General features: G+C 49.2%; 22 protein-coding genes and 1 riboswitch. Of the genes, 10 read left to right on the top strand and 12 right to left on the bottom strand.

All coding sequences use genetic code 11. The features are described 5' to 3' along the window. The 4 genes from ABJO30_01215 to ABJO30_01200 all read right to left on the bottom strand — a co-directional run. Positions 1-420, bottom strand: a 420-nt coding sequence (locus ABJO30_01215) for a glutathione S-transferase family protein (protein MEP3231427.1), incomplete at its 3' end; no start/stop codon positions are given. After that, complete coding sequence (locus tag ABJO30_01210) at positions 420-1,289, bottom strand: dienelactone hydrolase family protein (GenBank protein ID MEP3231426.1); 870 nt, start codon at positions 1,287-1,289, stop codon at positions 420-422. The genes ABJO30_01210 and ABJO30_01215, both read right to left, overlap by 1 nt. A gap of 123 nt (positions 1,290-1,412) precedes the next feature. Beyond that, entirely contained in the window at positions 1,413-2,408 is a 996-nt protein-coding gene (dgcN, locus tag ABJO30_01205) for an N-acetyltransferase DgcN (protein ID MEP3231425.1), read from the bottom strand. A gap of 179 nt (positions 2,409-2,587) precedes the next feature. Then, positions 2,588-3,163, bottom strand: coding sequence for a formyltransferase family protein (locus ABJO30_01200; GenBank protein ID MEP3231424.1), 576 nt, complete (start codon positions 3,161-3,163; stop codon positions 2,588-2,590). A 44-nt stretch (positions 3,164-3,207) separates the two neighbouring features. Next, positions 3,208-3,342, top strand: a riboswitch (TPP riboswitch). A gap of 76 nt (positions 3,343-3,418) precedes the next feature. Between ABJO30_01200 and thiC the strand changes: the two genes are divergently transcribed. Further along, positions 3,419-5,239, top strand: coding sequence for a phosphomethylpyrimidine synthase ThiC (thiC, locus tag ABJO30_01195; GenBank protein MEP3231423.1), 1,821 nt, complete (start codon positions 3,419-3,421; stop codon positions 5,237-5,239). Between the two features lie 227 nt (positions 5,240-5,466). After that, positions 5,467-6,867, top strand: coding sequence for an MFS transporter (locus ABJO30_01190; protein MEP3231422.1), 1,401 nt, complete (start codon positions 5,467-5,469; stop codon positions 6,865-6,867). Between the two features lie 17 nt (positions 6,868-6,884). On the opposite strand, the gene ABJO30_01185 is transcribed toward ABJO30_01190, so the two are convergent. Then, entirely contained in the window at positions 6,885-7,880 is a 996-nt protein-coding gene (locus ABJO30_01185) for a cyclic nucleotide-binding domain-containing protein (protein MEP3231421.1), read from the bottom strand. A gap of 191 nt (positions 7,881-8,071) precedes the next feature. On the opposite strand from ABJO30_01185, the gene ABJO30_01180 reads away from it, so the two are divergent. Next, positions 8,072-8,962 (top strand): DMT family transporter, encoded by an 891-nt coding sequence (locus tag ABJO30_01180; GenBank protein MEP3231420.1) that lies wholly within the window; start codon positions 8,072-8,074, stop codon positions 8,960-8,962. Positions 8,963-9,014: 52 nt separating this feature from the next. On the opposite strand, the gene rpmE is transcribed toward ABJO30_01180, so the two are convergent. After that, a complete protein-coding gene (gene rpmE, locus ABJO30_01175) occupies positions 9,015-9,239 on the bottom strand; it encodes a 50S ribosomal protein L31 (protein MEP3231419.1) in 225 nt (74 codons plus the stop codon). Positions 9,240-9,412: 173 nt separating this feature from the next. Between rpmE and ABJO30_01170 the strand changes: the two genes are divergently transcribed. Then, positions 9,413-11,245 (top strand): ABC transporter transmembrane domain-containing protein, encoded by a 1,833-nt coding sequence (locus ABJO30_01170; protein ID MEP3231418.1) that lies wholly within the window; start codon positions 9,413-9,415, stop codon positions 11,243-11,245. A gap of 5 nt (positions 11,246-11,250) precedes the next feature. Continuing rightward, on the top strand, positions 11,251-12,288 hold the full coding sequence (gene pyrC, locus ABJO30_01165; GenBank protein ID MEP3231417.1) for a dihydroorotase: 1,038 nt from the start codon (positions 11,251-11,253) through the stop codon (positions 12,286-12,288). Positions 12,289-12,390: 102 nt separating this feature from the next. Here the strand turns inward: pyrC and ABJO30_01160 are convergent, their stop codons facing one another. After that, entirely contained in the window at positions 12,391-13,389 is a 999-nt protein-coding gene (locus tag ABJO30_01160) for an MBL fold metallo-hydrolase (protein ID MEP3231416.1), read from the bottom strand. An 82-nt stretch (positions 13,390-13,471) separates the two neighbouring features. Beyond that, positions 13,472-14,491, bottom strand: coding sequence for a glycerophosphodiester phosphodiesterase (glpQ, locus tag ABJO30_01155; protein ID MEP3231415.1), 1,020 nt, complete (start codon positions 14,489-14,491; stop codon positions 13,472-13,474). A gap of 171 nt (positions 14,492-14,662) precedes the next feature. Between glpQ and ABJO30_01150 the strand changes: the two genes are divergently transcribed. The 4 genes from ABJO30_01150 (at position 14,663) to ABJO30_01135 (ending at position 22,132) form a co-directional block, all read left to right on the top strand. Next, positions 14,663-15,631 (top strand): TAXI family TRAP transporter solute-binding subunit, encoded by a 969-nt coding sequence (locus ABJO30_01150; protein MEP3231414.1) that lies wholly within the window; start codon positions 14,663-14,665, stop codon positions 15,629-15,631. A 77-nt stretch (positions 15,632-15,708) separates the two neighbouring features. Continuing rightward, complete coding sequence (locus ABJO30_01145; protein ID MEP3231413.1) at positions 15,709-18,321, top strand: TRAP transporter permease; 2,613 nt, start codon at positions 15,709-15,711, stop codon at positions 18,319-18,321. A 16-nt stretch (positions 18,322-18,337) separates the two neighbouring features. Then, positions 18,338-19,666 carry an aspartate aminotransferase family protein gene (locus ABJO30_01140; protein MEP3231412.1) on the top strand — a complete coding sequence of 443 codons (1,329 nt, stop codon included), beginning with the start codon at positions 18,338-18,340 and terminating at the stop codon, positions 19,664-19,666. A gap of 102 nt (positions 19,667-19,768) precedes the next feature. Further along, positions 19,769-22,132, top strand: a complete 2,364-nt coding sequence (locus ABJO30_01135; protein MEP3231411.1) for a DUF1989 domain-containing protein — start codon at positions 19,769-19,771, stop codon at positions 22,130-22,132. A gap of 9 nt (positions 22,133-22,141) precedes the next feature. On the opposite strand, the gene ABJO30_01130 is transcribed toward ABJO30_01135, so the two are convergent. The 3 genes from ABJO30_01130 to ABJO30_01120 all read right to left on the bottom strand — a co-directional run bounded on the left by ABJO30_01130 (position 22,142) and on the right by ABJO30_01120 (position 25,005). After that, positions 22,142-22,828, bottom strand: a complete 687-nt coding sequence (locus ABJO30_01130) for a nitroreductase family protein (GenBank protein MEP3231410.1) — start codon at positions 22,826-22,828, stop codon at positions 22,142-22,144. Positions 22,829-22,831: 3 nt separating this feature from the next. Beyond that, positions 22,832-23,551 carry a type 1 glutamine amidotransferase gene (locus ABJO30_01125; GenBank protein MEP3231409.1) on the bottom strand — a complete coding sequence of 240 codons (720 nt, stop codon included), beginning with the start codon at positions 23,549-23,551 and terminating at the stop codon, positions 22,832-22,834. Between the two features lie 113 nt (positions 23,552-23,664). Beyond that, positions 23,665-25,005 (bottom strand): NAD(P)/FAD-dependent oxidoreductase, encoded by a 1,341-nt coding sequence (locus ABJO30_01120; protein MEP3231408.1) that lies wholly within the window; start codon positions 25,003-25,005, stop codon positions 23,665-23,667. A gap of 224 nt (positions 25,006-25,229) precedes the next feature. Here ABJO30_01120 and ABJO30_01115 point away from each other — a divergent pair, with 224 nt between their 5' ends. Further along, entirely contained in the window at positions 25,230-26,024 is a 795-nt protein-coding gene (locus ABJO30_01115; protein ID MEP3231407.1) for an arginine deiminase family protein, read from the top strand. A gap of 8 nt (positions 26,025-26,032) precedes the next feature. On the opposite strand, the gene ABJO30_01110 is transcribed toward ABJO30_01115, so the two are convergent. Next, a partial coding sequence (locus tag ABJO30_01110) for an Ldh family oxidoreductase (protein ID MEP3231406.1) occupies positions 26,033-26,588 on the bottom strand: 556 nt, incomplete at its 5' end.

The following is a 26,588-nucleotide window of genomic DNA, read 5'->3' as shown; positions in this document are numbered from 1 at the left end:
AAGGCCGTTCTCTATCCGGTCCATATTGTCATCAATCATTGCAGGCCAACGATATTCTTCAGGCCGCGCAAAAGTTTCATAGCGGGTTGCAACCGCGCGCTCTGTTACTCCATTGCACACGGCATGAACTTGCAACACATTGGTGCGCTCATCACCGGATGTTGGCAGCATGGTTTGGTTGCCAGATAAACGGATGAGATAATCGCAAATATTCAAGCTATCATAGAGCTTCGTGCCGTCCTCCAAAACAAGTGTTGGGATCATACGAAGCGGGTTTTGTTCGCCAAATTCTCGGTTTGGGTTCCCCGGTGCGACCACAATCTCGATCAATTCGATTTTGTCAGCAAGACCGCATTCCTGAATGACGATGCGGGTTTTGTTTACAAAAGGGGAGGCGGGGTTTTGCCAAAGTTTCATCATTACTTTTTATCCTTTTTAAGGGTGCGTTCAAACCAATCAAGGGCGAGTTCGGCCCATCCATCAGGCACTTCATGGCCTCCAGGATGAAGGGCAAATTCTAAAGCAGATCCTTCTGCACAATGTGTCCATATTCGACGCCAAAAAGGGCCGTCGGTTACGAATTTATCTGGCCGATATTTTACACAATCATTTTCAACGCGCCACTGGTTTAAGGTGCGGTAAATATCACCTTGTTCAACGCGGCCATTGGGTGTTTCCCCAAGGGGGCGCCCTTCTAGTGGCACAGTTTGATCGCGCCAACCATGGGTGTGCAAGAGCTTCACAGGGCCAGCGCAGTCTTCAGGGTGTGGACGCCAAAATCCACCTGCGACGGGAGCAAAGGCTGCCGCGATTTCTGGGTCGCGGCACGCAAGATAAGAGACGTTGGAACCACCAATCGAATACCCCGTCATTAAGACGCGGTCGCGATCAATGTTGAAGCGCTTTTCAGCGTCATCCAACATTTCCCGCGTGAAGCCTGCATCATCTCGGTGTGGTTCAAATTGCGGGATGAAGGCCCAACCTGGACCAAAGCGACTGCCAGGCCGTTTCTTGCCATTGGGTGCAAGCACCACATAGCCGCGTTTGGTGAATGTTTCTGTCATTTTAGCGCGGAGTTTGAAAATACGCGCACCCCAACCGCCACCGCCATGAAAGAAAATGACAGCGGGACGTTTTCCATTGTCCACGCTTTCAGGCTCCACCGCGTAATAGGAGCCGAGCGGAACATTGCATAAGCTATCTTTATGCGCCCCGCATTTTTCGGCTGCTTGCCCGGTGTTTGTAAACAAAAGCCCGAGCAAGACAGGAGCGAGAAAGTGGAGTGGCATAAACAGGGTCCCAATCAATTTAGGTAAAGAGATTTTAGTCACGAAAAAACAAAGCCATCAAATCCGCTATTGCGGTTGATGGCAATTTGTTTTTTATCTGCTCTTTAGAAAGTGATCGTGGTTTTAAAGCGCGTCGATAATTCGCCCCACACCTGTTCTCACTGGGTCAACTGTAGGCAAACCATATTTTGCTTCAATGTCTGCGAGACATTTTTCAGCTTCATCATCATTGAGAACCTTCGTATTGACGCAGATGCCAACAAATTTGACGTCTGGATTGGTGCGTGTTGCAAAGCGCAAGACGGTTTCCATCGTATCTTCAATACTTGGCAATGTATAATGAGGCAGACCGCGCATGTGGGTGCGGGTTGGTTCATGGCAGATGATAAGCGCGTCAGCTTGCGAGCCGTGGATGAGGCCCGTTGTTACGCCTGAATAGGACGGGTGATAAACAGAGCCTTGGCCTTCAATAATATCCCAGTGGTCAGCATCATTAGCAGGAGCCAATTCTTCAACGGCACCGGCAAGGAAGTCTGACACAACAGCATCAATTGAAATGCCAGCACCTGTGATCAAAATGCCCGTTTGTCCGGTCGCACGGAAAGTCGATTTCATGCCACGTTCTTGCATTTCTTTTTCGAAGGCGAGGGCTGTGTACATTTTACCGCAAGAACAATCTGTGCCGACTGCAAGCAGGCGTTTGCCTTCGCGTTTTTTGCCATCAGCAATTGGCGGTGTGTGGGTTGGGTGGCGCACATCAAACAAAAGGCGGCCAAGGCTGTCAGCTTTTGCTTTGAGTTCAGGAATATCGCTGAGTTTATTATGAAGGCCTGCAGCAATGTCCATGCCTGCTTCTAACGCTTCCATTAAAACGGCAACCCATTCATCAGAAATAACACCACCGCGATTGGCAACACCAATTACAAGCGTGCGAGCGCCCGCTGATATACCGTCAGTGATCGTCATGTCTTTAATGCCAAGATCAGCTTTGCAGCCATCCATACGATATTGGCCAACAACATTTTCAGGGCGCCAATCAACCATTCCTTGCGCCACTTTCGCTGCAAGCTGATCGGGTGCATCGCCAAGAAAAACCAATACTGGGCTTCTAATTTTCATGAAACAAATCCTTATTAAAATGCCAAGTTTTAAAGCATTGCAAACTAACTCTTAAGCAGCAGAGTAGCTTTGCATTCACCTATGCAAAAAGAAACCAGCCGCACTTAGACATCTATTTCGATAATAATTAGACTCCTTTTGCAAGGGCCTGCGTTAATCCCACTTGCGTTATTCCCTGTTTAAGAAGCGTTTTGCTTCGCAAGCAGGGCATCAAGGTCTTTGCGTGTGGTTTTGTACCCAGACCACTGGTCGCCTGATGGTGTAAAAACGAAATTCACATCAGCGAGCTGCTTGATCCGTTCAATGACCAATTTCAATAATGTTTTATAGGCGGCAAGCTCCAGCGCTTCTTGCGTTTTTTCTTCTGGCACATCAAAGCGAACAGCTTCAATAATGGCGCCCGTGTCTACCTTCGGCTTCATAAAGTGAAACGTAACACCGTACGTTTTCGCTTCATCTCTCAATGCATAGGGAGCAGGCATGTAGCCTGGGCGGTCTGGAGGGCCTGGATGAAAATTGAAACAATTTCCATTAAGCCGTTCAATCACGCGTGCTGGCACGATATCGCCGGTGCAAAATGAGATCAGCCGCATATCCGCATCAGCTTTTTGGGTGAATTCATCCAACTCTGGGATGGTTCTCATATGAAGTGCGCTGACATCAGGGCTGACGCTCTTGATGAGTTTTGCGAAAAATGCCGCATCCACATCGTTCATCAACAGCAGAATTGCTTTCTTTCTGGAATTTTCGCTCATTACCAAACAGCTCTTGCAAATAAAGTAGATTAGTCGTTATGGTGTGCCACTACCGGGGGTGTCCTGACAAGGGACTGAGAGGTTGCTACACGTGAGATTGTTGGTCTCGAAAAAGCGCAACTGACCCATAGAACCTGATCCAGTTAACATTGGCGTAGGGAAGGTGAGTAAAAGCAGGATTGCTTGAACGCTCCATTTCCCTAGTAAAACCAGTTAATTTTGGATCTTTAGAGCGATTTGCTATGGAGAAAAGCTATGAACGCGCTGACACCAACCGTTACCTCTGGCCCGCTGCCAGCTTCCCAAAAAGTTTATAAGTCAGGTACGCTTTATCCCGATATTAAAGTGCCTATGCGTGAAATTCAGGTCCACCCAACCGCTGGTGAGCCGAATGTAACGGTTTATGATTCGTCTGGTCCATACTCCGACACAAATGTTGAGATCGATATTGCAAAAGGCCTGCCCCGCACCCGTGAAACATGGGTTGAAGCGATGGGCGATTGTGAGCGATATGAGGGACGTCACATTAAACCAGAAGACAATGGCTTTGCTTCTGGTGATAAACTCACCCAAGAATTTCCAGTGCGCAACCAGCCGTTCGTTTCCAAAGATGGAAAAGCTGTAACCCAGCTTGCTTATGCACGCGCTGGCATCATCACCCGCGAGATGGAATATATTGCAATCCGTGAAAATCTTGGTCGTGAAGCGGCTAAAGAAGATTTGGTGCGTGATGGCGAAAGCTTTGGTGCTGAAATTCCAGATTACATCACACCAGAATTCGTTCGTGATGAAGTCGCGCGCGGTCGTGCTGTGATCCCTGCAAACATCAATCACCCAGAAGTGGAGCCGATGATCATTGGCCGCAACTTCTTGGTCAAGATCAATGCCAATATTGGTAACTCAGCTGTCACCTCTTCCATGGAAGAAGAAGTTGATAAAATGGTTTGGGCAACCCGTTGGGGCGCTGACAATGTGATGGACCTTTCAACAGGTCGCAACATCCATAACATTCGCGAATGGATCATTCGCAACTCAGCCTCACCAATCGGCACCGTGCCAATTTATCAAGCGCTTGAAAAAGTGAACGGCATTGCTGAAGACCTCACATGGGAAGTTTATCGCGATACGTTGATTGAACAGTGTGAGCAGGGTGTCGACTACTTCACCATCCACGCTGGTGTGCGCCTTCACTACATCCCAATGACGGTGAACCGTGTAACAGGCATTGTGTCTCGTGGCGGCTCTATCATGGCAAAATGGTGCTTGCACCACCATAAAGAGAGCTTCTTGTATGAGCACTTCTCAGAGATTTGCGACATTATGCGCGCTTATGATGTGACGTTCTCACTCGGTGATGGTCTTCGCCCTGGCTCGATTGCCGATGCCAACGATGAAGCACAATTTGCTGAACTTGAAACGCTTGGTGAGCTTACTCACATTGCATGGGAAAAAGATTGTCAGGTGATGATCGAAGGCCCTGGCCACGTGCCAATGCACAAGATCAAAGAGAACATGACCAAGCAGCTTGAGGTTTGTAAAGAAGCCCCATTCTACACGCTTGGGCCCCTCACAACGGATATTGCACCGGGCTATGATCATATCACATCTGGCATTGGTGCTGCGATGATTGGTTGGTTTGGTACGGCGATGCTTTGTTATGTAACGCCTAAAGAGCACCTCGGCCTACCAGACCGTGACGATGTAAAAACGGGCGTGATCACTTATAAGATTGCAGCCCACGCAGCAGACCTTGCGAAAGGCCATCCAGCCTCGCAAATCCGCGATGATGCAATTTCACGGGCACGCTTTGAGTTCCGTTGGGAAGATCAGTTCAATCTGGCGCTCGATCCAGAAACAGCGCGTGATTTCCACGATGCAACCTTGCCAAAAGACGCACACAAAGTGGCTCACTTCTGCTCTATGTGTGGTCCGAAATTCTGTTCAATGCGCATCTCGCACGACATTCGTGCTGAAGCGCAAAAAGAAGGCATGGAAGCAATGGCTGAGAAGTTCCGCGTTGGCGGTGAGCTTTACATGCCACTTGATAAGGTTGAGAAATCTGAACCTGCTGAATAGGCGGTTTTAACAAACCTATTTTGAAACTGAAATGCTCGGACTTGTTCCGAGCATTTTGCTTTGGACCATAATTTTATAGGTTTGGCGATGAATTTGATTGCTAAGAAATCCGTTTGTGCCAATGATAAGATCAATGCTGGAAATCTATTTGAGTGGCGGCTCTTCGTTCAGGGTCTAAGAGTTTTCGTGAATGCCTAACTTATTTTGACCTGCTTGGGGGCAAGCGAATGTCATATAAAGACGATAAATTAACCGCCAGCGATTTTACGCCGCTTCTCGCCCTTATGACGGGTTACGCCTTTTTGATGTTTGCGGGCGGAATGAATTCGCTTGTGGTTCCAATCCGTGGATCGGCAGAAGGATTTTCCACATTCTCGCTTGGTCTGCTTGGTACCAGTTGGGCCATTGGCTTCATCACGGGCTCTATCTATGTGCCGCATTTGGTGGCGCGTGTTGGTCATATCCGAATTTTCGCGGTGATGGCGGCCCTTGCAACAATGGCTGTCATTTTAACGGTACTGCTGGTTCATCCAATCGCGTGGATACCACTGCGGGCAGCGGCAGGTTTTTGTTTTGCTGGTGCTGCCATGATTGTGGAAGCATGGATAAATGAGCGCACCAGCCGTGGGACGCGCGGTCGCGTGTTCGGCATTTACACAATGGTCAATTTGGGCGCGACGACAGCAGGACAAATGTTCCTTGTGACAGGTGACACGGGTGGCGTGGCTTTTTTCCTGATCGCGGCAATCTTTTACACATTGGCCATTGTGCCACCTGCATTATCAGCGGCCACAAAACCGCGTCCGTTGCGCAAAGTGTCTTTCGACTTGCCGCAAACATGGAAGAACTCGCCGATTGCCGTGGTGGCTGTGGTGTTGATTGGTGTTTCCAACGGAGCATTCGGAACGCTGGCAGCGGTTTTTGGGCAAAAGGTTGGCCTTGGTGTTGCCGCCATTGCAACCTTCATGAGTGCCGCGATTTTGGCGGGTGCCTTGGTGCAAATACCAATCGGATACCTCTCCGATAAATTTGACCGCCGTCTTGTCTTAATAGGAATTGCTGCGACAGCGGTTGTTGTTGATGTCTTTTTTCTGATTACCTCAGATTTCAATTTTTACGTGGTGGTGGCCGCTGGCGCTATTTTCGGAGGTGCGGTTTATTCGCTGCCTCCGGTCGTCATGGCCCACGCTAACGACCACGCGCCGCCAGACAAATATGTTCAGACTTCAAGCAGCCTTTTGATGATGTTTGGCGCAGGCGCCATCGCAGGGCCAGTGATTGCAGGCTCTATCATGGATGTTGTTGGCGAACGAGGCTTGTTCATGGTGACGCTCTTTGCTCATGCTGTGATGATTTTTTACACAATTTGGCGCACCGTCGTCCACAAGGTCAAAGCGGTTGCAAAGGAAGACAAAGTTGCCTTTACCCGCATGGAACCTGGCCGCGTTATCATGGCGCCGGTTGAATTGTCCGAGATGGATTTTGGCTTAGAAGAAGACGAAGAAAGTGTCGCCCCTGAAATACCAGATCGTATCCGCGAGGCTTTTTCTAAGAAGGGAGGGGATGGTGACAAAGAAACCAACCTCCACAAAGGCCAATCAAGTGATGATACCCACGGCGGATGGTAGGTAAAGCGGGCGCGGTATTAAAAAATAATGTCGTGCGCTTTGCCTTGGATAAAGCCTGCAATTCGGCCAAGGTCTGCTGTGGAATTCAGGGCTACTTGATGGTGAAGTTTTACGTGCCGGTCTTTAAGCCAGTTTTTAGTAAGACGTGTGCGATCTGCCTTATCTTCTCGCCACAAAAGCAATTGCAGGTCGCGATTTTCGCGTGTTGCAAAGATGATTTTTTCAAAAGTAGAAAGCTTTACAGGTCCGCTGTCAGCAAGGTGGTTTTCGCCGACGAGAAAAATCTGGTCACTGTTTTCTGAAACGGCCTCTGCCCAACAATTGTTAGAAATAGGATTGCGACATAATAGCAATGTATTGGCAGCGGCGCCGTCCCGTTCTTCAAGCCAGCGCGAAAGATCGGTGTTGGAAACGCAACTCATATCGAGGTTTGTTTCGTTGCTCATCACAAGATCCCAATCACCTTTTGCGGTAACGTACTCGCCAATTTTTTCGATCACATTATCAGGCATAGCGCCATCACGGTTAGCCATTAATGCGACGATCCGTCCCGCTTTCGAAGTCTTGGATTTAGCTGATTTATTAAGGGTATTGGCAACGCGCCGCGCGAGTGAAGCGATGATTGCTTGCGGCAAGTCCGGCATTTGTGCCGTGAGCTTATCGTAAGTTTCTTTGTCAAAACGGATCACCTCACCACTCCTTGTGGCTTTCACATTAGCAATCCGTTGGCTACCAGCAAAAAATGCGATCTCACCGATGAGCTCACCAGAGGAAACTTCGGCGAAAACTGTATTGACATTACTCACCTCAAACCGCCCACGGGTTACAACGAAAAAGGAATCCGCCGGGTCGCCCTTCCGCATCAATAGTTCATCGCGTTCAACGGTTTGCCGGGTTACATTTTCGGCGATGACCGCAATATTTTCATCGGTCAAATCTTCAAAAAGCGCGATGGAACTCAAAATACTATTAAGGTCGGTTTCTTCATTTAATTGGTCTCGATCAAATATCAAAAGTCCGGCCCTAAACTGATAAAAGGTAATTAAATACCGTTGCTTGTTTTGCCATCAATCAAAAGCAAAACGGTGAAAACTGCAACAGTGTTTATTTCTCATTTGATGAGGGCTGCAACATTCGGCTTGCTGCTAGATTCTTATTATGAAAGGGTTGTGTAAGCATAAAATTCGGCAAGATTGGATATTCAATGCACATTCGTTCAGCGTGGCATAAGTTACCTGCTGCGCAAAAGGGCATGTTGTGCATTATCGGAACAACGTTGTGTTTTGCGGTGATGGACACAATGGCCAAGATCATGGGCCAGCGTTACGATCCGTTTTTTGTGGTTTGGACGCGGTACTTATCGCAGGCTATATTTACCCTGATGATCTTTGCGCCAACCTTGCATATTTATGGCAAGACCAACAAATTAGGCCTTCAAATCATCCGGTCAATTTTATTGTTTGGCGCAACCTGCTGCTTCTTTTCAGGCTTTGCGGTTATGGCAATGGTTGATGTAATCGCGGTTGCTCAGGTTGTTCCTCTTATCATCACGGGATTGGCTGCTTTTGTGTTGGCTGAAAAAGTTGGGCCCTATAGGTGGCTCGGCGTGTTCTTTGGGCTGATCGGCGCATTGATCATTTTACGTCCCGGATTTAGCGGGCTTGGTTGGTCGGTATTATTACCGTTGGGCGGTGCTTTTTTCTTTGCAACATATTCGATCGCAACCCGCTTTTTGGGAAACACGGATCATGTGTGGACCACTTTCATTTACACCGGCGTTGCAGGCGCTATAGGTGCCACATTTGTTGTGCCGTTCTTTTGGACGATACCAGCGACATCTGATCTACCAATCTTGTTGGTAATGGGCGCAATAGGTGGCTTGGGGCAATTGTTGCTGATCTTTGCGTTTTCCTATGCCGCAGCCTCGTTACTTGCACCCCTCCTTTATGCGAGCATGGTTTGGGCCGCTCTGATTGGCTATTTCTTATTCAATGAAGTGCCGGACTTTTGGACCATTACGGGCGCTTTCATGATTGTGGCCGCAGGGCTATATGTTCGCCATCGTGAGATGAAGCGTCAGCGAGAAGCGCAATAAAAAACCCAGCACAAAGGCTGGGTTTTTGAAAATCGTAAAGCGTCTGGCTAAATTAGTTGCCGAGAATGCCTTTGTAGCGGTCTTTAAAGCGTGATACGCGACCACCGCGATCGAGAAGCTGTGTGCCGCCACCAGTCCAAGCTGGGTGCGTTGTTGGGTCAATATCAAGCGTCATTGTGTCGCCTTCAGAACCCCAAGTTGAACGTGTCTCATATGTAGAGCCATCGTTCATGACCACTTTGATCATGTGATAGTCTGGGTGTAGATCTTTTTTCATCGTTTTCTCTTTCAAAAACCGTGAATTGGTGGGGCGGGCCTCGTCCAATCCGGTTGCATCGTACTATTCCGTTGCGGTTCTATAATCTGAAGTGAGCAATAGCACAAGTCCTATTGCAATTTAGGGCCTTGCTCCTTTAAAACGGGTAAAATTCTTCCTGAATAAAGTAAGTTATGCAGACCTCCCAAACACACAATAAAAATAGGTCCGAAAAAGCTGATAATGAGAAGGCGCGGCGCTCCGTCAAACCTTTGCGTTTGTTGGCTCCTTATATCTTCGGCAATAAGGGTCTTGTTTTCTGTGCATTGATCTCGCTGCTGGCGGCCTCTGGGGCCACATTGGTTGTTCCCATCGCGTTAAGACGGGTTGTGGGCAATGGGTTTTCAGACACTGATATTGAAACCATCGATTATTATTTCATGGCGATGATTGGTGTGGTTGTTATTTTGGCATTTGCCAGTGCGGCGAGATATTATTTCGTTACGAAAATTGGTGAGCATACGGTCGCCCAATTGCGCAAAGATGTTTTTGCGTCTGTGCTGAAATATGATTCAGCCTATTTCGATCAAGCCCGCACGGGCGAGGTTGTCTCACGCCTTACAGCGGACACAACCCAGATTAAATCTGCGGTTGGGTCTACGGCTTCTGTGGCCCTTCGTAATATTTTATTGTTTGTTGGCGCGATCATTATGATGGCAGTGACATCCTTGTCGCTTTCAAGCCTCATCATTTTCGCCATTCCGTTGATTGTTGTGCCGTTGGTAGCCTTTGGTCGGTTGGTGCGGCGCCGCTCGCGCGAGGCGCAGGATAAGCTTGCTGACGCGTCGGCCTATGCAACTGAGATGGTTGGCGCTGTGCGCACCATTCAAAGTCTTACGGCAACAGACCGTGTTCGCGGTAAATTTGCGTCTGTGGTTGATCAAAGTTTTGAAGCGGCAAAATCAGCGGTTAAAGCCCGCGCCTTGCTGACCCTTTTTCTCATTTTCATCGTCTTTAGCAGCATTATTGGTATTTTGTGGGTAGGCGCTCGCTCAATTGCTGAGGGTACGCTTGCTCCTGAATTCTTACTCCAGTTCTTGCTTTATGCTGTGTTTGCAGCAGGTGCGCTCGGGTCATTGTCTGAGGTCTGGGGCGAGCTTCAACAAACGGCGGGTGCGACAGAACGGTTGATGGAATTGATTGCGGAAAATCCAGCCATCATTGCACCGGAAAACCCAAAACCGATCCAAGCAGGAGACATCTCTTTTAACAATGTCACCTTCGCCTATCCTGCCTCACCAGAAGCTGAGATTTTGGGCGGGTTGTCGTTATCAATCAAGCAGGGGGAAACTGTCGCGGTGGTTGGCCCTTCTGGGGCGGGAAAGAGCACGCTCTTCCAACTGCTCACGCGGTTTTATGACCCAAGCAATGGCTCGATTGGAATCGGCGGCGTTAATGTCAATGAAACCGACCCAGACGCCCTTCGCTCACTCTTTGCTTTGGTCCCGCAAGACCCTGTCATTTTTAACGGCGATATTGAAGGTAATATTGCTTTTGGTGTAACGGGTAAAAAAGCAGAAGCCTTGACCCCGCAGATGATCAAACAAGCGGCAAAAGCTGCGCGTGCTGATGAGTTTATTGATGGGATGAAAGATCAATATCAAGCTCTCGTCGGCGAACGCGGTGTGACATTATCTGGCGGCCAAATTCAACGCCTTGCTATTGCCCGCGCGATTTTGCGCGATGCACCAATCTTGTTACTTGACGAAGCAACCAGTGCGCTTGATGCTGAAAGCGAAGCGCATGTGCAAGCAGCCCTCGATGATTTGATGGAAGGGCGCACAACATTGGTCATTGCTCACCGCTTGGCGACAATCTTAAAGGCGGACCGCATCCTTGTTATGGATAAGGGCCAGATTGTTGAAGAAGGTACTCATGCGAGCCTCGTGAAAAAAGGTGGTCTTTATGCCCGCCTTGCTAAACTACAATTTGAAAATGATGCGCTGTTAAAGCCCGCTGCTGAATAGGATCAATCATGGAACTGACAATCAAACGGCCAGATGATTGGCACCTGCACTTGCGCGATGGCGCGATGCTTGAAGGCGTCCTCCCCCATACAGCAAAAGATTTTGCTCGTGCGATCATCATGCCGAACCTAGTGCCACCCGTGATCACAAGCGATCATGCGCGTGCTTATCGTGATCGGATTATGGCAGCACTCCCAAGTGACATGAGCTTTCAACCGCTCATGACGCTTTATTTGACGGAAGAGACAGATGCAGATGACGTGGTCTCAGCCTATGAAGAAGGCTTGATCCGCTCGGTAAAATTATACCCTGCAGGCGCGACGACGAACTCGCAATCGGGTGTGCGTAATTTTGACAAAGTGGTACCAATTTTAGAGCGCTTGGCGGAAGCAGGCGTGATTATGTGTGTGCATGGCGAGGTCACGGACAACGATATCGATATCTTTGACCGTGAAGCCGTTTTCATTGACCGCGTCCTCGACCCTCTCCGTCAACGCGTGCCGAACCTCAAAGTCATGATGGAGCATGTCACAACGTCAAACGGTATTGATTATGTGAATGCGCATGATGAGAACCTCGCGTGCACCATCACCACGCACCACCTCATCATCAACCGCAATCATATGTTGGTAGGTGGCATCAAGCCGCATTATTACTGTCTGCCGGTTGCTAAGCGCGAAAGCCATCGTCTGGCTTTGCGTGAAGCCGCAACCAGTGGCGATAGCCGTTTTGTGCTTGGCACAGATTCCGCGCCACATACGGATGACCTTAAAGAGCATGCTTGTGGTTGTGCTGGTATTTTCACCGCGACCAACACCATGTCTTGTTTGGCTCATGTGTTTGAAGAAGACGGCAAGTTAGAAAATCTTGAAGCGTTCTCATCGCTCAATGGCCCTGCCTATTATGGCTTGCCAATAAACAGCGATACCATCACTTTGGTGAAAGGTGACACGCCAGTTTCATACCCTGAAAAAATAGAAACCGGAGCCGGACCAGTTACCCTGTTCGACCCCGGTTTTGATTTGTATTGGCGCGTGGCTTAATTTTTAAATTCACGCCGCCGACCTAACGGTCTTCGCTTTCCCATTAACGTTAGAAGCGGGCGGCGCATAAGCGCCGGCCAGCTCTTCGCTGTCTAAGAGGCTCTAGCCTTTTTTGAGGTTAAGCTGATAGCTGGCTGCTTGATATTGGAAGCCTTGATCTTTCGCGCTTAGATAGCCGACAGATGGGAATGGCATGTGGTAGCCGATGAATGGAATTTTATCAGCTGCAATCATGCCAAGCAGGCTTTTGCGTGTGGCGGCAGCTTTTTCTTTGTCCATATCAAAACGCACGTGCCAATCTGGGCGCTGGAGTGAAACCACATAATGGTTTGCTGCATCGCCGATTAGTACCAAACGCTCGCCTTCGCTTTCAAGGTGAATACCCATGTGGCCTGGTGTGTGGCCTGCGGCATCAAGCGCTGTAATGCCAGGTGCGATGGTGTCGCCTGGTTTTACGAATGTGAATTTTTCAGCCAGCGGTTTAACATTGGCATTCACCAATTTCGCGACCCGTTCAGTGCCACCAGACAAGCGGCTTTCTGGCGTCCAAAAATCATATTCAGCAGCACTCGTTACATAAGCAGCATTTGGGAAAGTCGGAGCGCCGTCTTCCATCAAACCACCAATATGGTCTGGGTGCATGTGGGTGATGACAACATGTGTCACATCTTCTGGCTTAATTCCAAGAAGTGCCATGTGAGCGACAAGGTTGCCAGCAGCTGGGCGGCGTTTTGTGATTTCGCCATTACCTGTATCAAACAAAATGGTGTTGGTGCCATCTTGCACGAGGGTCGGCGTAAACCCGATTTCCATTTTATCGCCTGGCAAAAAGTTTGCTTCAGCCAAAGCTTTCACTTCTGCTGCTTCAACATTTTGACCAAAAATTGGGTGGGGGCCAGGAAGCTGCAACGCGCCATCAAAGAATGTGGTGACTGCTAATTTGCCAACCGCAATCTTATTCGCAAATGGGCGTGAAGGGATGCTTGGGTGGCTATCTGCTAAAACAGGTTGCACAAATCCAGTCGTCGCCGTCGCACCTGCTGCCGCAACAACGCCTGCTGCTTGAAACAAATTGCGTCTGCTCGGTTTGAATTCACTCATGAATAATTTCCTTAAAATGGTGGGTGATAGTGAAATGTCGAAAGTTGGATCACTAATCAAATCGGGTCAAAGTGACGACGATTTACTGTGATTTGTTCGCCAAAAACTTCACGGCAAGATCAGTATGGTCTGTGAAGATACCGTCGGCACCGGCCTCGATGACAATCCGCTGCATCACGTCATCATAGCTTTCTGCCCAAGCGGGAAGCGCGTCGGCTCGTAAAGTGTAAGGATGCACGTCTAAGCCGACTTTATGAGCTCTTTTAACGAGGGAGCCTTGAACGCCAGATTTGTTGATTATGTGCGGAATCCATGGGCCAATTCCTTCAGCGATCTTTGCGACTTCGGCCAAACCTTCGGCCGTGCGCAGATAATCAAAATCAACATTCGGACTTTCACCCCATGAGTTCGGTGCGATCAACTGAATAAGCTTGCCTTTAAAACCAAGCGTGTTGCGAATGCGTTGGTTCTCGTTCCAATCAAAACACTGCAGATAAAAAGGATCATCTTTCGTCGCATAGCCATGCTTGGCGAGTGTCTCAAGGACAATTTTGGAAATGTCTTGACCCTCGGCACGGTGAAAAGCTGGTGCCTTGATTTCAGGGTAGATGCCAATCGATTTACCCGTAGATTTGTTAAGCCCTGCAATAAATTCTAATTCTTCATCCAAGGTCGGCACGCGAAAAGTGGAGGTTCCACTTGGAAAGCGATTTGGAAAAACTTGTTTTCCAGTCTTCAAACTAATCCGCTCGAAAGCGACGAGGCTTTTGATTTCTGCAAGGGTGAAATCAATCGCATAATAACGCCCATCATCGCGTTTGCGGTCAGGAAATTGCTTGGCAACATCTGTCACCGTATCGAGATAATGATCATGCAAAACGACGGGTACGCCGTCTTTTGTCAACACCACATCCTGCTCGAGATAGTCAGCATTCATGCCATGGGCGAGCGCTTTCGCAGCTAATGTATGCTCAGGCAAATAACCCGATGCCCCACGATGGGCGATGACGATTTTATCTGTGGTCTTATCTGTGGCAAGCGCTGAATTTGTCATGAAACTAACAATGGTCAAGAAAGTTAAAAATGTAAAATATTTTCTCACGAAGTGCCCTCAAAGTTGCACCTACCGTAAGACCATCGTTTCAATAAATCCATGACCAGACAAGGTAAAAATGTTTGATCACGAAGGGTTTACAATATGTGATTTTATTTGCTTAGCTAATAACCAGCGGAAATAAAATCCGCTTTGTACATTTTTCTGGGAGGAAATAAAATGAATTATAAAGCGACTATTAGTGCGCTTGCTATGGGAGCAGTGTTCGCGACAAGTGGTGCACTTGCTGCAGATCAACAGTTTATTTCAATTGGTACAGGCGGCGTTACGGGAGTTTACTATCCAACAGGTGGGGCTATCTGTCGTCTGGTCAACAAAAAGCGCAAAGAACATGGCATCCGTTGTTCAGTCGAATCCACAGGTGGTTCCGTTTACAACATCAATACGGTCCGCGCTGGTGAGCTAGAATTCGGCGTTGCCCAATCAGATTGGCAATTCCACGCCTTTAACGGCACATCGAAATTTGAAGCTCAAGGCAAGTTCGAAAACCTTCGCGCGGTCTTTTCTGTGCACCCAGAGCCATTCACTTTGGTCAGTCGCAAAGGCGCAGGCATTAGCGGTTTTGCTGATCTTAAGGGCAAAAAAGTCAATGTCGGCAACCCTGGTTCAGGCCAACGCGCAACGACTGAAGTTGTGATGGAAGGCTTCGGCATGACAATGAGCGACTTTGCTCTTGCTTCCGAGCTTAAAGGCTCTGAAATGGCGCAGGCGCTTTGTGATGGTAAGATCGACGCAATGATCTACACAATTGGCCACCCAGCTGCCGCTGTAACAGAAGCAGCGACAACATGTGATGTTGAACTTGTGTCAGTGAATGGCGGACCAATCGACAAGCTTGTCAATGACAATCCTTACTACCGTGTCGCGACTATTCCAGGTGGCATGTATAGAGGGAGTGATGCTGAAACAACCACATTTGGTGTTGGTGCAACATTCGTATCGTCTGCCGATGTTTCAGACGAGGTTGTTTACACAGTTGTAAAAGCAGTCTTCGATAATTTTGAAGATTTCAAGAAACTTCACCCCGCTTTCGCAAACCTGAAAGAAAGTGAAATGATCGCAGACGGTCTTTCCGCTCCGATCCACCCAGGTGCTGCGAAATACTACAAAGAACGCGGCTGGCAATAAGCTGCAATTTCAACGGCTCGGAGTAATCCGGGCCGTTTTTCTTTTAAGTATTTGATTTTGATATGGGGCATTGAATAATGAGTGCGGATAACAAGGTAGTCGACGCGGATCAATTGGTTGCAGAAACCGAAAGCGGCGCGCGTAATGCGGTCGGTCTTGCTGGAAAGATCATCATAGGCATCGCTTTTGTATGGTCGGTGTTTCACATTTACATCGCCTCTAGCATTCCATTTTTCCTAACAGAAAACCTCGGCATCAACGTTGTGTTCAATAACCAAGAAGCCCGTCAGGTTCACCTTGCCTTTGGCTTAACCTTGGCGATGCTTGCCTATCCATTATTCAAATCGAGCCCGCGCGATCGGGTTCCCATTTATGACTGGGGTTTGGCCATCTTAGGGGCCGCTGCCTGTCTTTATCTTCTCTATTTCAAAAACGATATTGCCGGACGCGCCGGATTGCCGACGACAGGTGATTTGGTGATGTCCACCATCGGCATGGTTACCCTTGGTATCGCAGTATATCGTGCACTTGGCCTTGCGCTCGTCTTGGTCGCCAGTGTCTTCGTCTTTTATGTGTTCTTCGGTCATTACGACTTTATGCCGGAAGCCATCCAGTGGAAGGGTGCTTCATACGGCAAAGCGATGTGGCACTTCTTTATGCAGACAGAAGGCGTTTTTGGTGTCGCGCTTGGTGTGTCTGCCTCCATGATTTTCTTATTCGTGTTGTTTGGCTCACTGCTTGAGAAAGCGGGTGCTGGCAATTACTTCATCAAGGTTGCCTTCGCGCTGCTTGGTCACCTGCGTGGTGGCCCTGCAAAAGCGGCGGTTGTCGCATCAGCGTTATCCGGTCTTTATTCAGGCTCTTCAATTGCTAATGTGGTGACCACGGGAACCTTCACCATTCCTCTTATGAAGCGAACAGGCTTCTCACCTGAAAAAGCAGGTGCTGTGGAAGTGGCCTCTTCAACCAATGGCCAGCTCACGCCGCCAGTTATGGGTGCGGCTGCGTTCTTGATTTCAGAATTTACAGGCGTCTCTTATCCAGAGTTGATCAAACATGCTTTCTTGCCTGCGATCATCTCGTACATCGCACTTGTGTACATCGTGCACTTAGAAGCTTTGAAGCTTGGCCTTAAAGGCATGGAGCGCCCAACACCGCTTGGCAGTTTTGCGCAACGCCTTACAGGTGTTCTGTTTGGGTTTATCGCTATGACGGTTCTAGCAGGCATCGTCTACTATGGGCTTGGCTGGATCAAAACAGCTTTTCCTGGCATGGGCTTTTGGTCTGCGGTCACCTTGTTTGTTGGCGCTTATCTGTTCTTGCTATCGCGAGCCGCTCGTCATCCAGATCTTGCAATCGATGACCCCGACGCGCCAATGACAAAACTATCCCGCCCCGGCGAAGTTGCGGTTACGGGTTATCATTACTTATTGCCAATCGTAATTTTGATCTGGTGCATTTTGATTGAACGCCTGTCGCCAACTTTGTCTGCTTACTGGGCAACAATAGCGATGATTTTCATCGTCTTCACCCAAAAACCGTTGAAACGGATGTTCCGTGGTGAAGGGGCTTTGATGGTTGGCCTTAAAGAGGGTTGGCATGATTTCTTCGATGGTATGATCGCTGGCGCCCGCAATATGATCGGTATTGCGGTTGCTACAGGTGCGGCTGGCGTTATCGTTGGCACTGTCTCACTTACAGGCGCTCACCAAGTGGTGGGAGAATTCGTTGAGTTCTTATCAGGTGGCAATCTTATCGCGATGTTGATGCTGGTTGCTGTGATGAGCTTGATTCTCGGTATGGGGCTTCCAACAACGGCAAACTATATCGTTGTGTCATCCTTGATGGCGCCGGTTATTGTGGCCGTTGGGGCGCAATCTGGTTTGATCGTGCCCTTGGTCGCGGTTCACCTCTTCGTGTTTTATTTCGGCATTTTGGCAGATGACACGCCACCTGTCGGGCTTGCCGCTTTTGCGGCGGCTGCGATTTCAAAGGGCGACCCGATAAAAACAGGTGTTCAAGGTTTCGCCTATGACATTCGAACAGCTTTGCTGCCGTTCTTGTTCATCTTCAATACGGAGCTGCTGCTGATTGATGTGTCGTTTGCAAAAGCAATCTTCATCTTCATTGTCGGTGTCATAGCAATGATGCTGTTTGCTGCCGCGACCCAAGGCTACTTCTTTGCAAAAAGCCGCATATGGGAATCGGTCTTGCTTCTGCTTGTTGCCTTTACCCTCTTCAGACCGGGCTTCTGGCTCGATTATGTCCAGCCGCCTTATAACATCAAAGCGGGTGCTGAAGTGGCCGAACTTGCAGCAGCTGAACCAGCGGATGGTAATTTAAGATTGGTCATTCGTGGGCCAGATTTTGATGACCTTGATAAAATCAGGAACCAAACAGTTCTCTTAGAACTTGGCCCATCAGGTGATGGTATTGACCGCCTGAAAAAAGCGGGGCTGCTTGTCAAAATTGAAGACGGCAAGGCGATCCTTGAGGAACCTTTGGCTGGCACCAAGTTCTTCACCTCCTTCCAGTCATTTGATTTTTATGGCGACGAGCCGGTGGTGGTTTCTGAAGTGCAGTCCAAAGCTGAACGGTGGGCGAAGGAAGTTTTCTATATTCCTGCACTTATCCTGCTGTTCATTGTGATTGCGTTCCAACGCCGCCGACAAACAGTACCTGCATTTTAGGACAAGGAGACTCTCGGTGGCAGATCATGTTTTTGCTAGAAACAGCGCTGCCGCCGCTCTTCCCATCGCTAAGAAGGGGGACGGGGTCTATCTGATCGACCAAAACGGTAAGCGTTATTTCGATGGTAGTGGGGGAGCTGCGGTCTCTTGCCTTGGTCATTCCAATCAAGTGGTGAAAGACGCTATCAAAGCCCAGCTCGATGAGTTTGCTTTTGCCCATACGGGTTTCTTTACATCTGAACCAGCTGAAGCCTTGGCCGATAAACTCATCAGCCTCGCACCTCAAGGCATAGACCGTGTTTATTTCGTCTCTGGTGGTTCGGAGGCCGTGGAAGCAGCGCTTAAACTTGCGCGTCAGTATTTCCTTGAAAAGGGTGAGCCAAAGCGAAGCCGTATTATCGCAAGACGGCAAAGCTATCACGGCAACACACTGGGCGCACTTGCTACGGGTGGGAACATGGCGCGGCGTCAGCAGTTTGATCCACTGCTCATGGATGTCAGTCATATAGCGCCGTGTTTTGCCTATCGCGGTAAGCTGGATGGTGAGAGTGACCTTGATTATGGCCTGCGTGTTGCCAATGAACTTGAAGACGAAATAAACCGCCTTGGTCCTGAAACTGTGATGGCCTATGTCGCTGAAACCGTTGTTGGTGCAACCGCTGGCGCTGTGCCGCCAGTGGAGGGGTATTTCAAGCGCGTACGCGAGATTTGTGATCGCCATGGTGTGTTGCTCATACTTGATGAAGTAATGTGCGGTATGGGGCGAACGGGCACGTTGTTTGCCTGCGAGCAAGAGGACATTTCACCAGATATCGTGACAATCGCAAAAGGTCTCGGCGCTGGCTACCAGCCGATTGGTGCGATGCTATGCACCGCCGAAATTCACGATGCCATTCAATCAGGCTCTGGCAGCTTTCAACACGGCCATACCTATCTCGGCCATTCAACCGCCGCTGCCGCATCATTGGCTGTGCTCAACGAAATTATGGATCGTGATTTGTTGAGCAATGTGAAGGCCAAAGGGGCTGCATTGCGAACTTCACTTGAGGAGGCGTTTGGTCAACACCCAAACATTGGCGACATTCGTGGGCGTGGTTTGTTTATGGGCGTGGAGTTTGTTGAAGACCGCGAAACGAAAACACCGTTTGGACCAGAACAAAAAATCGCAGCGCGCCTAAAAGCTGCCGCGATGCAAGAAGGGTTGATCTGTTATCCGATGGCCGGAACAATAGACGGCAAGATGGGCGACCATGTTTTAATCGCGCCACCTTTCATCATGGATGACACGCATGTCGATGAACTTGTTGGCAAACTTTCAAAGGCTGTCGGTTCGGTTTTTGCCTAATTGAGCCATTTCCAACCAATCACACCCAATTGCATACCAATTGATTGAACTAGCCGTCAATTTGGGATAGGCTGCACATATTCGATATACCGAGACATTGCCATGATTATTGCGCCACCAATAGACATTGTCGCACCTAAACCGTCATTGATCCTCCATCCGGGCATTCGTGCGCTGGCGGATAATGTTGAGCGTTATGTCGCTGAAGGCGGTGGTTCTGTCATCATCGAAGTTGGTGCGGATGATGTGATCGAGGTGATCGACCTTGAGGGGTGCCAAGCCTGCGAGATTATCGGCATTGGAAAAGACGGCCGTTTTGATGCGGCAGTCCTTGGGGAAAAACCAAACAATAATGCAGACGGCTTTAAAGCGATCCTTGCTAATGGTGATGAGAGTGCTGGCAAAGCGCTGGCAGCTTTAAAACGGCGTAACATCGACATCAAAGACGCAAAAGCAGTGCGCGTGTTCGGTGAAGCATCGCCTGCTGGCAGCAAGGCTGAATTGACGGTGCAGCACGACGGTGTTGCGATTATTGCAGCCATTGGCGGTGTGATGGATTTTGATGCCCAAGATACCGTGACACCGATCGAAATTTTCGTACGCCGGACAAAGGCACGTAAAAACAAAAGTCACCCATTGCCAGAACCGCTGGCTGATCCCGTGCAGGACATCCGCATTGCTTGTGCAACGGCTGAGAGCTTTACGGTCAAGGAAGGTGAGTATATCCAAATCATCGATGTGGATGGGCGCCAATGTTCTGACTTCCAAGCCTTCTCGCGCCGCAAGTTGGACGCAGGAAACGAACAAGCCTTAGATGCAACGGTTACCCGCTCGTTGATTGGCTTGATCAACCCTATACCGGGTCTACCTGCCAAAACATTTGATCAAGAAATGGAACCGCTGGTTGAAATGATCCAAGACACATGTGGTCGCCATGATGTGTTTATGACCGCGTGTAATTCAAAATATTATGACGAGATGGGATATCCGGGCCACGTCAATTGCTCGGAGAATTTCAATGAAGCGTTGAACCCTTTTGAGGTGAAAAGCCGCCGTGGTTGGGAAGCGCTTAATTATTTTTATAACACCGGCATTGATGACGCGAACCAGATTTATTTCGATGAACCTTGGTCTCGTCCAGGCGACTATGTGTTGATGCGCGCGCTTACTGATTTGGTGTGCGTTGCCTCCTCCTGTCCTTGCGACATTGATGCAGCCAATGGCTGGAACCCGACCGACATTCACGTCAGGGTCTATGCCGCAGATGAAACCTTTAAACGAGCAACGGCCTTTCGCATGACACCAGAAGCTGATGCGGTTTTGACCAAGCAAACCGCCTTTCATTCCTCCTTCGCCAAACACACCCGCGACTTTACAGAGTATAACGGATATTGGCTGCCAAACCGCTTCAACAACGAGGGGCCTACAGAAGAATATTGGGCCGCTCGTGAACGTGCCGTAATTATGGACTTATCGCCGCTTCGCAAGTTTGAAGTGACAGGGCCAGATGCTGAAGCGCTTTGTAATTACTGTTTGACCCGCAACATCCGTAAGCTTTCAGATGGCCAAGTGGTCTATACCGCCATGTGTTATGAGCATGGCGGCATGGTGGACGATGGTACGCTCTATCGCCTCGCGCCCGATAACTTCCGCTGGATTGGTGGCTCTGATGTTTCAGGCATTTGGATGCGTGAACAGGCGGAGAAGCTGGGACTAAAAGCGTGGGTACGCTCTTCAACGGATCAAATGCACAATGTTGCGGTGCAGGGGCCGAAAAGCCGTGAGATCATGAAAGAAGTGATCTGGACACCGCCCGCCCGCCCCGCAGTCGACGAGATCGACTGGTTCCGCTTCACCGTTGGCCGCATCGGTCATTATGATGGCGTGCCCGTTGTTGTCTCGCGCACAGGTTATTCAGGTGAACTTGGCTATGAAGTCTTCTGTCATCCGCGCGATGGCGAAGCTGTATTTGATGCGCTTTGGAAAGCAGGCGAACCGCACGGCATGAAGCCGCTTGGCCTTGAAGCGCTTGATTGGTTGCGCACAGAGGCAGGTCTCATTTTCAAAGACTATGAATTTGATGACACTACCGACCCGTTTGAAGCAGGCATTGGTTTTACCGTGCCGCTCAAAACCAAGGAAGATGATTTCATCGGCAAAGCGGCATTGATTGAGCGCAAAGCCCATCCGCAAAAGAAGTTGGTCGGGTTAGAAATTCACAGCCAAGAGGTGGTTGGCAATGGCGATTGCATTCACATTGGCCGCCCACAAATTGGCGAAATAACAAGCTCCATGCGTTCACCCGTTTTGAAGAAGAATATTGCGCTCGCCCGTGTTGATGTGGTTCACAGCGAGGTCGGTACTGAGGTGGAAATAGGTAAGCTCGATGGTCACATGAAGCGGCTGCCTGCAACGGTTACTGCCTTCCCGCATTACGACCCAAAGAAAGAACGCCCGCGCTCTTGAGAGTGTTCTTCAGTCAATCACCGTCAAAATTTCATCCAGCGGCTTTTTTATTTTTGCAGCCGTTGGAATGGTCGCATTGTCAGATGCATGGCCAACAGCAATAATCATCAAAGGTTTTTCATTCGCCTCACGCCCTAAAATCTTGGTCAAAAACTTCATCGGATTGGGCGTGTGGGTGAGGGTGGCAAGGCCTGCTTTATGAAGGGCTGTCAGTAACAACCCGCAAGCAAGGCCGACACTTTCTGTCACATAGTAATTCTTCGCCCGCTCGCCTTTGTCATCCATACTCCACTTTTGCGCGAAGACGACAATCAACCACGGCGCATCTTCAAGATGTGGTTTGTTGGCGTCTGTTCCAATCGGCTTTAGCGCTTCAAGCCATTCGTCCCCAGCTGCACCCTCATAGAATTTGCGTTCTTCTTCTTCGGCGGCGTGTCTGATCTTAGCTTTTAGATCGGCATTGCTGACAGCGACGAAATGCCAAGGTTGCTGGTTCGCGCCAGATGGGGCTGTGCCTGCTGCCTTGATTGCGTTTTCAATAATGGTGCGTGGCACAGAGCGCTTGGCGAAATCGCGTATGGTGCGTCGCGTCTTCATCGCCTCATAAAAATCAGCCGTTGCCTGCACCATTTCCGCGTCAGTCAAAGTGGTTCGGCCTGATTGTTCCAACGGCTCGCGGTCGTCTTCATGCGTCATTGTTCATCCGTTCGCGATGGCGTTCATAAAATTGCGATAAAGCGCGCGCGAAGTGTTTTGAAAATCAGCCATATTGGCACTTGCCGCACTATCCATATCAGTCAAACCACTCGGTCCAAGGCTTGCCTCAAGCGCTGCAGCATAGGCTGGCACATCTCCCCAGTTTCGAACTGTGTCTGCCTCAAGTTCAATATGATATTGTGTCGACCATGCATTGTTGCCAACGCGCATGGCTTGAATGGGGCAAGCTTTTGAAGAGGCGAGCACCACTGCATCATCAGGCGCTTGTGCCACTTCAACAGAATGCCATTGTAGACACTTTTGTTTGGTTGGAAGTGTGCCGAATACAGGGTCGTTCTTGCCTGCCTCGGTCAGTTCAATATCTAAGATGCCAATCTCTGGCGGACGGGCAGGGCCGCATGTGCCGCCCATTGCATCGGCCAATAACTGATGCCCAAGGCAAAGGCCGAGATAAGGGCGCTTAAGTTCGCGCACCCAATGGCGAATAGCGCGTTTTTCATCAATCAACCACGGATGTTCCACCACATCCCAAACATCCATCGGGCCACCCATAACCCAAAGCGCATCATAGTCTTCAAGTGTTGGAATGGGTTCGCCCTCATCCAGTTCCACCGCGTCCCATTCAATGCCATCTTCGTTGAGGTAGATACGTAAAGAACCGGGGTGTTCAAGGGCAATGTGTTGGAAGACGAGAAGTTTCATGGTGCTGTTTCTCCCGTTTTATCTGGTGTGAAGGTCATTTGCAGTTGATGCTATCTGGCCTATCCACAGCGGGTAGGCGATGGCAAATGAACTTTGCCATCGCCTGATCGATCTTAGTTTTGGAGGTAAGATTCGAGGGTGTCATCCATCGCATCTTTCCAAGGTGTGTGGTGCACTGGCGCCATGCTGCCAGTAATCACAGACTGGTAGCTATTATCGCGGAAAGTCATGATGCCTTTTTTCTTGTCTTTCTTCCATTGGAAGAAGGCTTCATTGGCGCCATCCACATTGAAACTTGGATAATCGGTTTCAGCGATCAGCTCTTTAACATAGTCGCCTTGATAACGGATGCAGGCGTAATCATCTTCGTTTTGATCTTCGCGATCTTCGCGGTCTTTAACGTCTGCATTCATCGCGGCTGTATCCGGCAAATCGATCTTGCCCAGCATCACATCCCGCGCCCACCATGCTTGGGCGTCAAACATGTTGAAGGTGTACCACTGGTCTTGCATGCCGATATAGAAAAGCTTCGGATTGTTGACGAAAGCAACACCCTTATAAAGCATGGCTGTTGCCAAGCGGTTGGCTGTAACCAGCGCTATGTCGTCCGCCATAAATGGGAAGTGGTGTTGGTAACCTGTGCAAAGAATGATCGCATCAACGTCTTTCACCGTGCCATCTTTAAAGGTGCAGGTGTTGCCTTCCACTTTTTGAAGCAGTGGCACTTCTTGCCAATTCTCCGGCCAGTCATGTCCCATGGCCGCCGTGCGATGGCTAACGGTGATCGTCTTCGCACCATATTTCCAGCATTGTGAGCCAATGTCTTCAGCGGAATAGCTGGTGCCGATGATGAGAACGTTCTTGTCTTTAAATTCCACAGCATCGCGGAAATCGTGAGCGTGAAGCACACGACCATTGAAGCGTTCTAGGCCATCAAACTCTGGCACATTTGGTGTTGAGAAGTGACCGTTTGCCACAACCACATGATCAAATTCTTCACTCGACTTTTCATTTTTGACGAGATCGTGAGACAAAACAGTAAACTTGCCGCTAGCATCATCATAGGTGACAGAGCGGACAGGCGTTCTAAAGCGGATCAAGTCACGCACGCCTGCTTTTTCAACGCGGCCTTTTATGTAATCAAACAATACGGCGCGTGGCGGGTAAGAAGCAATCTGCTTGCCGAAATGTTCTTCAAATGAATAGTCAGCAAACTCTAAGCCTTCTTTCGGGCCGTTTGACCAGAGGTAGCGATACATAGAACCATGAACAGGCTCACCATATTCATCCAGACCAGTGCGCCAAGTATAATTCCAAAGACCACCCCAATCACTCTGCTTTTCGAAGCATACAATTTCTGGAATGTCTTCTCCATTTTCCTTCGCGGATTGAAATGCGCGAAGTTGTGCCAAGCCAGATGGTCCCGCTCCGATTATCGCTACTCTTTTCTTCATATTGCCTTCTCCCTATTAGCCTTTGAACAATCCCCTCAAATCCATGATCGTTCGGTGCTTTTACTACTCAATTCCCAGTTTATGAGTATGCAAATATCTTAGTACAAACAGCCCAAAACCACTAACGGTTTCAGGTGCCTGAAAGCGTGTTTTCTCAAGTCTTTTGCTTGATTGTCGTATGCCTCTCACTTATCGTCGGAAAAACAAAAATTGGCGCTAATTACATGAATTTCAAATCCTATACTTTCTCTCATGCAATCACGCGTAAGCCTTCGCGCTCGATTATTGACGGGTTGCGGGCGGTTGATTTGGGCACACCTGATCTTGCGGCTTTCGAGCAGCATCACGCAGATTATGTTGCGCTTTTGCAGTCGACAGGCGCTGAGGTTGTTGAGCTTGAAGCACTAGAGGCTTTTCCAGATAGTGTTTTCATTGAAGACGATGCGCTTTGTTTTCAAGAAGGTGTGGTGCTGATGCGTCCCGGCGCGCCAACCCGCTTGGGTGAGGTGAATGAGATCGCACCAGCCATTCGTGCGCTCTATAAAGAGGTGCGCGAAATCAAAGGGCCAGGTTTCATTGAAGGCGGCGATATTCTTGTGACGGAGCGGGAAGTTTTGGTTGGGCGTTCAGCCAGAACAGATGCAGCAGGTGTTGCAGAGCTTACCGAACTGGTTGCTGATTGGGGATACAGTGTTCGAGAAGTGGTGACGCCTGAAGGGGTGCTTCACTTTAAAACAGATTGCTCGCTGCTTGATGAAAACACCATCCTCTCAACAAAGCGCCTTGCTGCAAGCGGTTGTTTTGAAGGTTACAATGTTATTTTTGTCGAAGAGGGCGAAGAAGCTTGCGCGAACTCCATCCGTTTTAATGACCTAGTGATTATGCCTGCTGGTTTCCCGAAGACTGCCGACAAGCTCAAAGCACAAGGATATAATGTGCGCGAGATCGGTAATTCTGAAGCGGCAAAATTGGATGGCGGTATGTCTTGTCTATCGTTGCGGTTCTCGCCAAGGGCTTAATTGCGGACTTATCCAAGCAGTGATGAAATTTCATCATGCAGGCTTTGCGGAATGGTGAAGCCTGTGTCTGGTGTCTTTTCGCGCATTTGAAAACGGCGTTCACCCGGCAGGCGCGTTCCTTCTTGCGCTAAAATTTCAGCAAACAGTTTTTCCCCGTGAGCAAGGACGGTATCAAGATCACCAAACTTGGATGGATCAATTGCGATGATCAGTTCGCCCCCTTTAGGTGGGCCGCCGCGCCCTGCATCATCTTCCTGCGATTCAAAGCTTAAAAACTCCCCGATAAGAGGGCCAGCTAAGAGTTCAATCATCATGGCAAGAGACGCACCTTTGTAGCCGCCAAAGCCAAGTTGTGCGCCTTGTAAAACTACGTTGGGGTCTGTGGTCGTTTCACCCTCAGGCCCAATGCCAGCCGTCTCTGGTACGCTATGGCCATCACGGGCGGCAATTTGAATTTCTCCGCGTGCCATAGCACTTGAGGCTTGATCAAAGACTAAAGGCGGCTTGTCTTTGCGCGGCCATGCAAAGCCCATTGGATTGGTGCCAAACAAAGGTTTGATACCA

The organism is Hyphomicrobiales bacterium, assembly GCA_039973685.1.
Lineage (GTDB): Bacteria > Pseudomonadota > Alphaproteobacteria > Rhizobiales > JACESI01 > JACESI01.
Note: the sequence above shows the minus strand (reverse complement) of the source record. Positions and strands in the feature narration are given on the sequence as shown.